Source organism: Lysinibacillus sp. LK3 (assembly GCF_001043675.1).
Lineage (GTDB): Bacteria > Bacillota > Bacilli > Bacillales_A > Planococcaceae > Lysinibacillus > Lysinibacillus capsici.
Map to the genome: position 1 here is coordinate 42,147 of NZ_LDUJ01000013.1, position 14,214 is coordinate 56,360.

Here is a 14,214-nt window from a genome sequence, read left to right on the forward strand (position 1 = left end):
TTTAGATAACGGTATAAAAACTCTTTTCCAAAACAAAAATTCAGTTAAAAGTCCCCACAAGCTTGTCGTGGGGACTTTTAATTTTTCGCATAATGATTCGACTCTATTTAGATTATAGAGTTGCTTGGCCTGGACGCCAGTTAGCTGGGCAAAGACCACCAGTTTGTAGTGCTTGAAGTACACGTAGTGTTTCATCAACATCACGGCCGATGTTGTTATCAAACACTGTTTGGTATTTTAATTCGCCTTCTGGGTTGATGATGAATAAACCACGTAATGCGATACCTTCTTCTTCAATTAATACACCATATTCTTTAGATACTTGATGGTTTGTATCAGCAGCTAATGGGTATTTTAATTCACCAAGACCATTTTGCGTACGGTCTGTGTTAATCCATGCTAAGTGTGTGTGGATTGTGTCAGTAGAAACACCGATTACTTCTGCATCTAAGTCTTCGAACTCGTCATAACGATCGCTCATTGCAGTGATTTCAGTTGGACATACAAATGTAAAGTCCATTGGATAGAAGAAAAGAACTGTCCATTTATCTTGTGCTTTAATATCTTCTAATGATACTTTACCAAACGATTTGTCTGAAAGTACTGCTTCCATTGTAAAGTCAGGTGCTTGTTTACCTACCATGCGTTCTGCCATAATAAATCCCTCCGAATAAATATGTAGTTTATATATTCCATTCGCACTAGCGAACTCGTCTTCTACGATAGCAGAGTAACCGCAGTTTTTCAAACAAGTAAACTCCGCCCGTTTGGATGATTAAAATGGATTGACAAAAATTCGTCAAATCCATAACTGGAATTATTGCTATTGTCTATCTACAAGCTATTTTTGACAATAATATTCTACTCTATTCAAAATTTTTCTCACTTTCATTTATACCCTATTTTTTAACTTTTTACAGCTATTTTTTTCACGAAAAACGATTGCAAATTTTTTATTATTATGTATAATTGTAATGGTTTTAGTAAACTAAAAGTTTCGTTAAAGTAAACTTCATATTTCGAAAGTTTATCATTGCTAAACTTCTCTTAGGAGGGAAAAGATGCAAATAGGAGCAAAAATTAAAGCGCTTCGTTTAAAAAAAGGTCTTACCCAAGAGGAACTTGGAGAACGTACAGATTTAAGCAAAGGTTATATTTCCCAATTAGAACGTGATCTAAACTCACCTTCAATTGAAACATTATTTTCAATCTTAGAAGTATTAGGGTCAAGACCCAAAGACTTTTTTGATGATGAATCACCTGAACAGAAGGTTGTTTATACAGAGGAAGACCAATCTACCTATACAGATGAAGAAAAAAAATATGAAATTCAATGGCTGATTCCTACTTCGAATGAAAAAGAGATGGAACCCATTTTCTTAACCTTTGCAGCAGATGGCGAGTTTAAACAGTTTGAGCCTTCGCTTTCTGAAACATTTATTTATGTTGTTAAAGGGCGTATTCGTCTCGTTTTAGGGAATGAACAGTATATCGCAAGTGAAGGTAACGCACTTTATTATGACGCGACAGACCATCATCAGATTTTTAATGCACATGATGATGAAACAAAAATTTTACTTGTCGCAACAGATTCTTATTTATAGCTTAAGGAGGCGCATCCATGACAACCAATTCAATTATCCGCTTTGAAAATGTTTCAAAGTCATATAGCGACGGTACCGTCGTTTTAAAAAATATCAATTTGGAGCTTGAAAAAGGGAAATTTTATACACTGCTTGGTCCATCAGGTTGTGGTAAAACAACCATTTTACGAATTATTGCAGGATTTACGGAACCTACAACAGGAAATATATTTTTCCATGATAAAAAGATTAATGCAGTTCCTGCCAATGAACGTCAAGTTAATACTGTTTTTCAGGATTATGCGCTGTTCCCTCATTTAAATGTGTTTGAAAATGTCGCATTTGGCCTACGTATTAAAAAGCTTCCTGAAAAGGACATAAAAGAGCGTGTAGCTGAAGCCTTAAAGTTTGTCAATTTGGCAGGCTATGGTAACCGCGAAATATCTGAAATGTCTGGTGGACAACGACAACGAGTCGCGATTGCACGTGCCATTGTCAATGACCCTGAAGTAATTTTACTGGATGAGCCACTTTCAGCTTTAGACTTAAAGCTACGTACAGAAATGCAATATGAGCTACGTGAATTACAGCAACGTCTTGGTAAAACATTTGTCTTTGTTACACATGATCAAGAAGAAGCACTTGCCATGAGTGATGAAATTTTTGTCTTAAGTGAAGGACAAATTCAGCAGTCAGGTACACCAGTGGATATTTATGATGAACCGATTAACCGCTTTGTTGCTGACTTTATTGGTGAATCCAATATTGTACCCGGCGTGATGATTGAGGATTTCAAGGTTGAATTTGCTGGCAAAGTTTTTGAATGTGTCGACCAAGGGATGAAGCCAAATGAAAAAATAGACATTGTCATTCGACCAGAAGATTTAGAAATGACAACGATCGATAAAGGCAAACTTGTGGTAAAAGTGGATACACAATTATTCCGAGGGGTACATTATGAATTATCCACATACGATAAAGATGGTAATGAGTGGCTAGTCCATTCATTGAAGAAAGCAGAAGTAGGGACTGAGATTGGCTTAGACTTTGATCCTGAGGCGATTCACGTAATGCGCTTAAACGAAACAGAGGAAGAGTTTGATAAACGATTAGAATCGTATGGAGACGATGAAGATGCAAACTAAAACATCAAAATCAGCGTTATTTCCATATGTGTTATGGATTGCCTTTTTCGTTATCGCGCCAATTGCACTCGTTGTCTATTATTCCCTGCTTGATTTACATGGCAACTTTACGCTCGATAACTATAAAGCGTTCTTTTCTTCTGTTTACTTAAAGATGACTTTGAGCTCGTTTTGGTATGCATTTTTAATTACATTCTTTACACTATTAATTTCATACCCAACTGCTTATTTTTTAACGAAGACTAAGCATAAACAACTTTGGCTTCTACTTATTATTATTCCTTCATGGATTAATCTTTTGTTAAAAACATATGCCTTTATCGGCATCTTTGGGTTATACGGGCCTATTAATGCATTTATCGAAGTATTTGGCTTCGATCCAAAGCAAATGCTCTTTACCGATATTAGCTTTGTCTTTGTGTCGGTCTATATTTTTATTCCATTTATGATTTTACCGATCTTCAATTCTTTAGATCGTTTAAACCCAACGCTCATTTATGCAGCACGGGATTTGGGTGCTTCGGCTTTTACAACCTTCCGTCGTGTTGTTTTACCATTGACAATGGATGGCGTTAAATCTGGTATTCAAGTTGTCTTTATCCCTGCCCTATCCCTGTTCATGATTACTCGCTTAATTGCAGGGAACCGTGTCATTACTCTAGGCACAGCGATTGAACAGCAATTCCTTGTGACGCAAAACTGGGGTATGGGTTCCACTATTGCTGTATTCTTAATTTTATTCATGGTGATTATCATGCTAATTACGGGACAAAAGGATAAAGGAGGTCGCGTACGATGAACAAACTATCTGCTTCAGCCAAAGTCTATTTAACAATTGTTTTTATCGTTCTCTATGCTCCAATTTTCTATTTAATCTTTTACTCGTTTAATAGTGGCGGCTCCATGAATAATTTTGAATCCTTTACTTTGGAGCATTATCAAGCTGTTTTTGAAGATTCGCGTCTTCTTGTTATATTAATAAATACGGTCATCGTGGCATTACTTTCTGCTCTCATTTCTACTATTATTGGTACGCTAGGAGCAATTGGAATTGTGACGGTTAAGGATTCTAAAATGCGTAATACTTTATTATCCTTAAACAATGTCTTAATCGTCAGCCCAGACGTAATTATCGGGGCTAGCTTCTTAATTTTATTTACAATGGTAGGCATTAAACTGGGCTTTGCATCTGTTTTACTAGCCCATGTTGCATTTAGTGTACCGATTGTTGTATTAATGGTTTTACCAAAGCTACTAGAAATGAATAACTCATTAATCGATGCAGCATTAGATTTAGGGGCAACGAAAAAGGACGTTATGATGCGTGTCATTCTTCCTTATATTCAGCCAGGTATTTTTGCAGGCTTCTTCCTTGCCCTTACGTATTCATTAGATGATTTTGCCGTGACATTCTTTGTAACAGGTAATGGCTTTAGTACTTTATCCGTAGAAATTTATTCAATGGCCCGCGCAGGAATTTCTCTAACGGTGAATGCAATTTCTGGATTAGTATTCTTTGTTACGGTTTTAGTTGTTGTTGGTTATTATTTCATGACAAGTCGTACGAGTAAAAGAATGGAGGGGCATCGATGAAGTCACTAATTCAAGCTACCATCGCCATCCTTGTCGTTTCAGCCCTTTTATTCTATGCGGCTGATGCCTTAAGTGCGGGAGGCGGTAAAAGTGGAAAAGACACGTTAACCATCTTTAACTGGGGAGAATATATTGATCCTGATTTGTTAAAAGAATTTGAAAAAGAAACAGGCATTCATGTCATCTATGAAACATTCGATTCCAATGAAGCTATGATGACAAAGATTCAGCAAGGCGGAACAGCTTACGATATTGCTGTCCCTTCTGAATATATGATTGAGAAGATGAAGGAAGAAAAATTATTAATTCCTTTAGATAAAACGAAAATCCCTAATTTAAAAAATATTGACCCTTACTTTTTAGATTTACCATTCGATGCTAACAATAAATATTCTGTCCCTTATTTTTGGGGAACAGTAGGTATTGTCTACAATCCAAGCCTTGTTGGAGACTTAGACTTCTCCTCTTGGGACGATTTATGGGACCCTTCTTTAAAGCGAAAAGTCTTTTTAGTAGATGGTGCGCGTGAAGTCATTGGGATGGGCTTAAACAGTCTTGGCTATTCTCTGAATTCACTAGATGATCAGGAACTTCGTGAAGCTACTGACAAATTAATTACACTTGCACCAAATGTTAAAGCGATCATTGGAGATGAAATCACACCGTTAATGATCAATAATGAGGCAACTGTTGCCCTTACATGGTCTGGCCAAGCAGCTGATATGATGTATGAAAATGAAGAGTTAGACTTTGCTGTACCTGAGGAAGGCTCAAACTTATGGTTTGATAATATGGTCATCCCAAAAACATCGAAAAATATTGATGGTGCCCACACCTTTATTAACTTCATGCTAAGTGCTGAATCAGGTGCTCAAAATGCTGATTTTGTAGGCTATTCTACTCCTAATATTGCCGCTATGGACTTAATGGACGAAGAAGTTGTTTCTGACGAACGCTACTATCCTTCTGAAGAACAACGTGATACATTAGAGGTCTACAAAAATTTAGGACCTGATTATTTAGGGAAATACAACGAATTATTTTTAGAATTTAAAATGAGTATCAGATAATTAAACTAGCGAATTGGTTTTCACACCAATTCGCTAGTTTTTTTCTCTGCTTGTCTAACTGTTTATTAAACTAAGAACATTTTCAATCGACTATTTGCATTATTATATTTATAAAATATTTTATCTAAATTTTAATAGATTCTCACATTAGTGTACTTTTGATAGTCCATAACTTCTAACGCTCAACATCGCTACAATTTATAGCCATGCTTTATGCCATTACAGACAGACTCTCCAAATTTTTAATCTCCCTTTATAAGAGAAGTCCCTCAATTGTTGTTGCTTTACTAATTTATCCTCCCATAGCTTCTTTTCCCTCAACTTTTATGACTAAAATGTATTATTTCATCATGCATAGGTGCGTGGATAAAAACTTTTGTGGAAAACCATTCTAAATATAGAACCAGTACTATAATCTTAACTATTAGCCAAGCAATAATTCTTTATGATAGACTGTACTATATTTGATTACAAAAAGGGGGTTCATTCGATGACCCAGCAGAAGTCCAATAAGGCGGCTTTGTATATTTTAATGTTTAATATGTTTATCGCAATGGGGAGTATTGGCATTATTATTCCTGTCATGCCAGAGTATTTAAAAATATTTGGTGCAGCAGGACAAGTTCTAGGTATGCTAATCGCAACGTTCGCCTTAGCTCAATTCGTATTTTCTCCTATTGCTGGGAATCTTTCAGATCAGTACGGACGAAAAAATTTAATTATTTTCGGTCTTATCGTAACAGGTCTTGCACAAATCGGATTTGGCCTTGCTACAGATGTATGGATGCTCTTTTTAGCACGATTTTTAGGTGGTCTAGGTTCCGCATTTGTTGCACCTCCTATTATGGCTTTTGTCGCTGACGTCACAACCTATGAAGAACGTGGGAAAGGTATGGGGATGTTGGGTGCCGCTATGTCTCTTGGCTTTATGATTGGACCTGGTATTGGTGGCTTTTTAGCAAAGGTAAGCTTACATTTCCCATTTTTCACAGCTGGAGCTGCAGCCATTGTAGCATCTATTTTATCTTACTTTTTATTACCTTCTACCAAACCAAACACTGCTCAACAGAAACAAAAGCAAGACAATCTGGCGAAGCAAATGGCTCGTTCCATACATATGCCTTATTTTGTTATGCTCATAATTATGCTGGTGTTCTCGTTTGGAATTGCAAATTTCCAAACGACATTGTCATTATTTGTGACAGAAAAGTTTAATTACACACCTGTAGATATAGCGATTATATTAGTTGTTGGTGGTGCTTTTGGAGTAGTAGTACAAATGTTTATTATTACACCACTGTTCAATCGTTATGGTGAAATGAAAGTAGTACTAGTAAATTTATTTATTGCATCCGTTGCTATTTTCTTAATATTATTTGTTTCTGGCTTTGCCCTTATTTTAGTTGTAGCAACAATTTTCTCTACAGCAACGACATTAATTCGTCCAGCTGTTAATACACTCATCTCAAAGCTTGCAGAGAAAGAGCAGGGATTTGCTGCGGGCTTGAATAATGCCTATATGAGCCTCGGAAATATGATTGGACCCGCTTTGGCAGGTTTATTATTTGACTGGAATATGAATAGCCCATATATTTTCGGTTCTATCATATTATTAGCCTGTTTCTTCCTTGCGCTCATCTGGACAGTGAAAAAAGCACCTCATTTAATGCATCCCGATACAAAATAGTCTGAAAAATCATTGACTATTTTTAGCAGTATGTTACATTATTGTTGATTCACAAAATTGAATGATTTTAACCACTAGGGGAGTCTTTAAAAGGCTGAGACGTATATGGTAATATACGGACCCTTTGAACCTGATCTAGTTCACACTAGCGGAGGGAAGTGGCGCTACTTGCTGTTGTCACTATATACACGCAAGGCCGCTTCCTATTGTTTAAAGGGGGTGGCCTTTTTATTTTTCCTCACGAACTTTACCAAAAGGAGTGAACTTTATGTCAATTTGTAAATTAACAGTCATGGCTTTATTAGTAGCCGTTGCTGTTGCAGGCTCTACTTTCGTATCCATCCCAACAGGAATCGCACGTGCTTACCCAGTTCAGCATGCTATTAATGTGATAGGAGCCATTATACTTGGACCCGTACCAACAGTTATAGTTGCCTTTGTCACTGCCATCATTCGTATCCTTACTGGAACAGGCTCTCTACTAGCTATCCCTGGTAGTATCATCGGTGCGTTCTGTGCTGCCCTTGCCTATAAATATAGCAATAAAATGTGGTTAGCTGGTATCGGAGAAGTTATCGGAACGGGCATTCTGGCTTCACTTATTGCCGTCCCTTATGCAAAATTATTCATGGGAACATCTGTAGCAGCATTCTTCTTCCTACCAGCCTTTTTAACATCAAGTACGATCGGTGCTATTTTAGGTGTAATGGTTGCGAGTAGCTTGCGTAAAACAGAGCTAGTAAAGAGGTTTAATTCTTCTCTTTATTGAGAGAGATTGAATTATGAGCATTCATTGAGCTGGGGTAGTCCAATTTGGATCGCTTTTCTTCTCATTTACCCTCTTTACAAAGGGGATAACTCTTTATTTCATGCAATATAAAAAAGCAGTGCAAAACTATTCGAGTTTGCACTGCTTCCTCTATTTTAAGATCGTTTTTTCATGCCTTTTAACAACTGTGCTACATTTGTGTCTTCTGCTTCTATAGTTTTTTCCTCAACCAGCGGCTCTTTTTTCTTCGCATTCGTTAGGAAATTCCAACCAAAACGTCTTATGGTAATATCAATAAAGAAAAGAAGCATACTCGCTAAGAGTAGCCATGTGGCAATATTTTGCCGATCTGCTCCTTTTGTCGTAAAGTCACGGAAGACATCTTGTGGTTCCTTTAAAACAGTGCCTCCTGTTCGTTGAGTTAACTCTTCTATCAGTTGGTTATTTACAGGGAGTAGTTCGTATTCAGCACTATAAGGAACACTTAGCCCTGCCTGATAAATGGCCTGCTTTTCATCTGCTATACGGAAGAAAATTAATCCAGGTTCAGCTTGTACTACAGCTCGAACTTGAGATGCGGAAATGGTTTCAAGTTGTGTTTCTAGCTCCTCCCCTGCTTCATTTACCGCTACAATATCTAAAAATGCGGCTTCATTTGTAGGGTCTGTAATCATAAAGGAACCATCTGCTTCCAATCTTACATCATAGGCTACATCATTGTAGCTTGGTAGCATTTGAGAAATAAGTGTTTGCCAAAATGCTCCCCAATTCTGCCATCTTGCCCAATCTCCAGTCCATTTACCCGTTGAATCAGATGTAAAGGCAAATGTTTTACCAAGACCATATTGCCACTGCGCTAACACAGGATCTTCTTTCTCGCTTTCTGCTACAACAGTAGCCCCCTGTTTTGCCGTTGTCCCAATATATGCATTCATTTGTGGGACACCATTAGCAAACAGTGAGTTCCATCCTGCTGCATTATAAATTGCCGGATAGAATGGATTGTCCTCAATATAGGTGCGGGAAATCATAGCTGTTTCCCGAGATAAAATAGAAGGAATGGTTTGCTCATCTATCACATCATAGAAACGTCCACTGCCCATGTCACTAAGCGCTTCTAATAAGTTCGCATCGGCATCTTGTCCAATCGCTACTGTCGATAAGGTTATACCCTCTTCTTTCCCTTCACCAATTAAATCCTCATAGTTCCCTGCCTGTGACTGCCCATCTGTTAAGAGGATAATATGCTTACGTTGGAGCTTTAAATCAGCAAGGTTCTCGTAGGCTTTAGCTAATGAACTATAGATTTCTGTTCCCCCACCAGGTGTTACTGATAAAATAGTATCCACAGCCTCTTCTTTACTGTTAAGAGGCCCTGTCTCTATAATCTCCCAAGGACGATCATCAAAGGCGATGAATCCTAATGTATCCTCATCTCGCAACATCTCAACAGAACGTGCCGCTGCTTCCTTAGCAAGCTCAAGCTTCGAGCCTTGCATACTGCCAGAACGGTCAAGTACAATCACTAATCCTAAGGAAGGTAATTGCTCTTTGCCCTTAATTTCCATTTCCACTGGCAATAAGGTTTCAATCGGTGTTTTAAAATAGCCGCCTAGACCAAAACTATTTTCTCCACCCACCATTGTAAAACCAACTCCAAAGTTTTTGACTGCTTGCTCAATAACACTCATTTTTGCTTCACCCACTAAATGACCTGGTACATTGTCGAAAACGATAGCATTATATTGCAAATAGCTGGATAGTTCATTTGGTAAACTTTTAGGTGCTACAACATCATAGGCAATGGATTGACTACCAAGTGCTGCTGCGATGGGTGATGCTGTTTCATAACCATTAACGATTAATAAATGTGGTTCACTTTGAACCATTGTGACACTAGTTAACTTATTGTTTTCAAAAATGGCATCCTGACCAACTTGAACAACGGCTTCATATTTTACAAGTCCTTCAGCTGTTGCTGCATGTTTATAGGTAAACACATTCGTGCCTTCAGTCAGCTCAACTGCCTCTCGATGAATAAGCTCATCATTTTCATATAGTAATAGCTCGCCTTGACCTGCTGATGTTGCATGTATGTCTGTCACTAATTGTTGTTGCTCTCCAACGTAAGCAACTTGAGGGGATACAAAGCTTTTTAGTGATACATCATTGACAACTGGTTGACTAAAAGGCTTAATATCCACACAAATATTAGAGCCTTTCAACTTCGTAGCAAATTCTAAAGCATCGCCCTTTGTCTCATTACCATCTGTTAGTAGCACAAGACGAGTTGCTTTTTTAGGATCTATAATCCCTGAAGCAAGCTGTAGACTTTGTTCTATATTTGTTTGATCGGTAGCTTTAATTTCAGTTAGTTTCGGTACTTCCTTTAATGTTTTAGATAAAATAGCTTCTGTTTGTAAAGTAGAGGAAAATGAATAAATGCCCGCAAGTTGTGGTTCTTTTTTTGATTGGAGGCTCTCCTGTATAAACTGAACCATCTCATCTTCCGTACCATTCATAGAAGCAGAACGGTCTACTAAATAAACAATTTGTTCTTCTTTTATTGGTAATAATAGATATGGACCTGCGAGTGCAAAAACTAAACAGCCTGCTGCCGCTATGCGAATAGTAAGTACAACAATATGACTTCTTTTAAGTCGCTGCCGCTCATGAAAGTATGTCCATCCAAAATACAAGAATAATGGAAGGAGTAACAACAATACTAACGGCATATCAATTCGTAAATCCACGACGTCGTTGCACCTCCCACTCTGAAACAAGCAATAGTAAAATAATTACAATTAGCCAAGGCACGAAAGAGGTCATCGACACTTCTTCCTTTCCATTGTCTGAAATATCACCTAATGTAAAACTTGTTCCTTGTTCAATGACACGTTCTTGTGCTTGCAATTGTACAATCAATTGTTTTTCCTCATTATTTGAGCGTACCATATAAATGCCTGGCTGTTTGGGCGCAGTTAGCATCCCCTTCGTAACAGACGAAAGAAACTCGTCTTCTTGCGAATAAACATTCCAGTCTCCTTGCGCTAAAGCAACTGCACGTTGTTCATTGGGTGAAAAAATCCCAAGTGACCCAACTGATTCTGTTAGCTGCTGCTCTGTACTCCATAGAAATAGTGGGAATGATGGATGTAAAGGCCAATCTGTATCAGCAATATCGGCTAAAACAACGATATCTCCTTTTGGGGAGCGTTGGATGAACGGCTCTTCTCCAACAGAAGCAATCGTTTCATAGTCCGCAAAACCAGGATAAACAGCACTAACATAAACATCCTTTAGTTCACTAAAGGCAAATAATGCATCACTGCTAGTGCTTACCGTCCCATTCGCATCTACTTTTTCTGCATCATCACGACCAAATAATACGAGGGGATTGTCCATCTTTTCCAATAACGCTGATTGGTTTGTGATTATGGTAGCATCTTGATTGTCAGCGACTTGCAAGGAAGGGACGATTTTTACGCCACTACTAACTGTTTGAAAACCTTTTTGTATCAGTTGATGCAAGCCTTGATCAACAATAATTTTTGACGTAGTCGTTTGTAGTAAAACTGTTTGTTGATTGTCTATGTCATAATCATCTTTTGCATCAATAATAGCTGTCATGGATTTTGCTAAAGGCAAATCTTTAAATGTTTTCGTAATGGCTTCATTTGGAGGCACAACGACACTTTCTGCTACCAGCTCCTCACCCTCTGCATTATTCAATGCGAGCGTTACCTTTTGCTCGGTATTTGTATCATTATGGAGTTGTACAAGTGCCAGCGTAGCTTGCCCATCTGTCGTAGCAGCAAAGCGGGTGATAGCGATATTTGTTAAGTCTTTTGTAGCACCTCTTACTAGCCATTTCACAGAATCCTTGTCCATCGGTAATTGCTTTTTATCAAGTGTATCTGTAAAAACATAGATAGAAGTCGGTGTGTCGCCCACAAATGCCTGTGCTACATCCAGCGCCTTATTCATTTCAGCAGTTTCATAGGTTACTTGTAAATCTTGAATAGCTTTTTTTATTTCACTCGTGTTTGTTTCTTGCTGTAAAACAGCTTTTGGTGCAGCACCAGTTGTAATTAATGTGACAGGTCGACCATTCAATTCATTCATCAAGTTCAGCATTTCCTGTTTATGAGCGTCAAAGGTTGATTGCTCTTTACCTGCCAGCATTGTGGCTGAAGTATCTACAATAAATATGGTTTGTGCACCAACAATGGTTGATTTTTTTATATAAGGATTCATCAATGCCAAAACAAGTAGCAGTAAAGCAAGAAGCTGTAAATATAGTAGGGCATTTTTTTGTAAATGCTTTAAATAAGGCGATACTCGCGTTTCCTGCATAATCTCCGACCAAAAAAGCGTCGAAGAAACTGTTTGATCTGTATATTTTTTTCGAAAGAAATAATAAAGTAGGACAATGACCGGGATGATGGCCGTCCAGCTAAATATAATTTGACTAAAGCCCAATACGGCTCACCTCACCTAATCCAATGTGCTTTTAATAATTGCTGGAAAATCGCATGTTGCAATCCATCTTCCACTTTCAATTGTAATTTTCGAACACCAAAGCGACGGCAAATGGCTTCAAATTCTTCTTCATGTAGTATGCGTCTTGCATGGTAGGACTCTAATACTTTAGAGGACATCGTCACATTCACATCATTACCTGTTTCACGATCAAGGAGACGTACATCACCCGAATAATTTGGTGACAGTTCTTCTTGCGTTACAATTTGCAAAATGCGAACATCTCCAGCATAGCGTGGTATCCTTTTTAATAGCTGTTCCCATTCCTCAATTGGCTCTAATCCATCTGTAACAATGAATAATACGGTACTATCTTTAGGTAAAGCTTTAAGTGCATCCTTGGCAAAACGATTAGAGTAATTAGCTTCCTCTATATCTGTTACTAGCTGTAAAAAAGCTCGGCGATACATGGTACCCTTCCGTCGAAATGGTGGCTTCACTTCATCTTGGACAAAAGAAAAGGATAGACGATCATCTCGACCTAATACCATCAGACCGAGGGAGGCCACAATTTGACGAGCAAATAACCACTTAGCATGTTGCCCCATTGATTTGGTAGCATCTAGTAGAATATGTACACGCATCTCTTGCTCATCTAAAAACCTTTTAATAAAGTATTTATCTGTACGAGCAAAGACGTTCCAATCCACTTGGCGTACATCATCTCCTAAATGGTATTCTCGAAAATCCGAGAAATCAAGGGATGCCCCGAAGCGTTGAGAACGGTGCGAGCCCTTATGTTGCCCGCGTAGTTTGGAGGCCGTCGCTACTTGAAAGCGACTGATTTTCGCTAACCAGTCTTCGGGCAATAAGTATTTTGCTGTCACTTGCTAATACCTTGCTGAACTTTTTCTAAAATAACATCAATCACATCGTCTGCTGTTTTTCCTGAAGCCTCCCCTTCATAATTCAACAGCATGCGATGACGTAAAACAGGCTTAGCAACAGATTTAATATCCGCTACAGAAACATGAAAACGACCATTCATTAAAGCTCTTGCCTTTGCCAATTTGATTAAGCTCTGCAAACCACGTGGACCACTGCCATACATTGCATATTGTTTAACCTCATCAAGCGCATCTGTTCTCTCAGGATGCGTAGCCACTACTAGATCAGTTGCATACTCTAGCATTTCATCAGCAACCATCACTTCCTTTACCATTTGCTGAGCTTGAATGAGAGCATCCGTATCCATCTGTTTCTGTAAACCAATTTCCTGGGCACCTGTCGTTCGCTTCATAATTTCCATAAGTTCGCTTTTTTCTGGATAGGGTACAAGAATTTTACAAAGGAAACGGTCCATCTGTGCTTCTGGTAATGGGTATGTTCCTTCCATTTCAATAGGGTTTTGAGTTGCCAGCACGAAAAATGGTCTCGCCATTTTTTTTGTATCCCCTAATATGGTTACCGTTTTTTCTCCCATTGCTTCCAACAAGGCACTTTGGGTTTTGGGTGTTGCGCGATTTATCTCATCAGCCAATACCATTTGACTAAAGATTGGCCCAGGTTGAAAGGTAAATTGCTGCTTCCCATCGGGTGTACGTTCAATCATGCTCGTACCTGTTATATCTGCTGGCATAAGATCTGGTGTAAATTGAATACGTGAAAACGACAGATCCAGTACCTCTGAAATGGTACGAATTAACATCGTTTTTCCTAAACCAGGTAAACCTTCTAACAATGCATGACCATCCGCTAATACTGCATACAGGGTATAATCAATTGCTTCTTCCTGTCCAACAATGAAGCGATGGATTTCTTCTTTAACTTGTTGTAATTTCGTACTCATATCTACATACTGTTGCTCTGTAAAGGCCATTTCTTT

Annotated in this window: 12 protein-coding genes and 1 riboswitch; of the genes, 7 read left to right on the forward strand and 5 right to left on the reverse strand. The window is 38.3% G+C overall.

Annotated elements, in window-relative coordinates:
• Positions 1-112: 112 nt before the first annotated feature.
• Positions 113-655, reverse strand: coding sequence for a peroxiredoxin (locus VK91_RS07150; protein WP_004224676.1), 543 nt, complete (start codon positions 653-655; stop codon positions 113-115).
• A 406-nt stretch (positions 656-1,061) separates the two neighbouring features.
• Here VK91_RS07150 and VK91_RS07155 point away from each other — a divergent pair, with 406 nt between their 5' ends.
• From VK91_RS07155 to thiW, 7 genes are all read left to right on the forward strand, one after another.
• Positions 1,062-1,604, forward strand: a complete 543-nt coding sequence (locus tag VK91_RS07155; protein WP_004224674.1) for a helix-turn-helix domain-containing protein — start codon at positions 1,062-1,064, stop codon at positions 1,602-1,604.
• 17 nt (positions 1,605-1,621) lie between these two features.
• Entirely contained in the window at positions 1,622-2,728 is a 1,107-nt protein-coding gene (locus VK91_RS07160; RefSeq protein WP_048391964.1) for an ABC transporter ATP-binding protein, read from the forward strand.
• On the forward strand, positions 2,718-3,527 hold the full coding sequence (locus VK91_RS07165; RefSeq protein WP_048391965.1) for an ABC transporter permease: 810 nt from the start codon (positions 2,718-2,720) through the stop codon (positions 3,525-3,527). Before VK91_RS07160 ends, VK91_RS07165 begins: the two co-directional genes overlap by 11 nt.
• On the forward strand, positions 3,524-4,321 hold the full coding sequence (locus VK91_RS07170) for an ABC transporter permease (protein ID WP_048391966.1): 798 nt from the start codon (positions 3,524-3,526) through the stop codon (positions 4,319-4,321). The genes VK91_RS07165 and VK91_RS07170 overlap by 4 nt, the downstream gene beginning before the upstream one ends.
• Positions 4,318-5,391, forward strand: a complete 1,074-nt coding sequence (locus tag VK91_RS07175) for a PotD/PotF family extracellular solute-binding protein (RefSeq protein ID WP_048391967.1) — start codon at positions 4,318-4,320, stop codon at positions 5,389-5,391. Before VK91_RS07170 ends, VK91_RS07175 begins: the two co-directional genes overlap by 4 nt.
• A gap of 490 nt (positions 5,392-5,881) precedes the next feature.
• The gene (locus VK91_RS07180; RefSeq protein ID WP_048391968.1) at positions 5,882-7,078 is read left to right on the forward strand and encodes an MFS transporter; all 1,197 of its coding nucleotides are present in this window, start codon (positions 5,882-5,884) and stop codon (positions 7,076-7,078) included.
• A gap of 66 nt (positions 7,079-7,144) precedes the next feature.
• A riboswitch (TPP riboswitch) is annotated at positions 7,145-7,252 on the forward strand.
• A 94-nt stretch (positions 7,253-7,346) separates the two neighbouring features.
• Positions 7,347-7,847: an energy coupling factor transporter S component ThiW gene (gene thiW / locus VK91_RS07185; protein ID WP_048391969.1), complete on the forward strand. Its 501-nt coding sequence runs from the start codon at positions 7,347-7,349 to the stop codon at positions 7,845-7,847.
• A 155-nt stretch (positions 7,848-8,002) separates the two neighbouring features.
• On the opposite strand, the gene VK91_RS07190 is transcribed toward thiW, so the two are convergent.
• The 4 genes from VK91_RS07190 to VK91_RS07205 are packed head-to-tail and all read right to left on the reverse strand — an operon-like array spanning position 8,003 to position 14,208.
• Positions 8,003-10,600 (reverse strand): VWA domain-containing protein, encoded by a 2,598-nt coding sequence (locus VK91_RS07190; RefSeq protein WP_048391970.1) that lies wholly within the window; start codon positions 10,598-10,600, stop codon positions 8,003-8,005.
• Positions 10,584-12,329: a BatA and WFA domain-containing protein gene (locus tag VK91_RS07195; RefSeq protein ID WP_048391971.1), complete on the reverse strand. Its 1,746-nt coding sequence runs from the start codon at positions 12,327-12,329 to the stop codon at positions 10,584-10,586. The genes VK91_RS07190 and VK91_RS07195 overlap by 17 nt, the downstream gene beginning before the upstream one ends.
• 11 nt (positions 12,330-12,340) lie before the next feature.
• Positions 12,341-13,216 carry a DUF58 domain-containing protein gene (locus VK91_RS07200; RefSeq protein WP_048391972.1) on the reverse strand — a complete coding sequence of 292 codons (876 nt, stop codon included), beginning with the start codon at positions 13,214-13,216 and terminating at the stop codon, positions 12,341-12,343.
• The gene (locus VK91_RS07205; protein ID WP_048391973.1) at positions 13,213-14,208 is read right to left on the reverse strand and encodes a MoxR family ATPase; all 996 of its coding nucleotides are present in this window, start codon (positions 14,206-14,208) and stop codon (positions 13,213-13,215) included. Before VK91_RS07205 ends, VK91_RS07200 begins: the two co-directional genes overlap by 4 nt.
• Positions 14,209-14,214 lie beyond the last annotated feature (6 nt).

Bases quoted from the DNA above. Each gene is read 5' to 3' on its own strand.
- VK91_RS07150 (WP_004224676.1), bottom strand. From the start codon at position 655: ATGGCAGAACGCATGGTAGGTAAACAAGCACCTGACTTTACAATGGAA.
- VK91_RS07155 (WP_004224674.1), top strand. From the start codon at position 1,062: ATGCAAATAGGAGCAAAAATTAAAGCGCTTCGTTTAAAAAAAGGTCTT.
- VK91_RS07160 (WP_048391964.1), top strand. From the start codon at position 1,622: ATGACAACCAATTCAATTATCCGCTTTGAAAATGTTTCAAAGTCATAT.
- VK91_RS07165 (WP_048391965.1), top strand. From the start codon at position 2,718: ATGCAAACTAAAACATCAAAATCAGCGTTATTTCCATATGTGTTATGG.
- VK91_RS07170 (WP_048391966.1), top strand. From the start codon at position 3,524: ATGAACAAACTATCTGCTTCAGCCAAAGTCTATTTAACAATTGTTTTT.
- VK91_RS07175 (WP_048391967.1), top strand. From the start codon at position 4,318: ATGAAGTCACTAATTCAAGCTACCATCGCCATCCTTGTCGTTTCAGCC.
- VK91_RS07180 (WP_048391968.1), top strand. From the start codon at position 5,882: ATGACCCAGCAGAAGTCCAATAAGGCGGCTTTGTATATTTTAATGTTT.
- thiW (WP_048391969.1), top strand. From the start codon at position 7,347: ATGTCAATTTGTAAATTAACAGTCATGGCTTTATTAGTAGCCGTTGCT.
- VK91_RS07205 (WP_048391973.1), bottom strand. From the start codon at position 14,208: ATGGCCTTTACAGAGCAACAGTATGTAGATATGAGTACGAAATTACAA.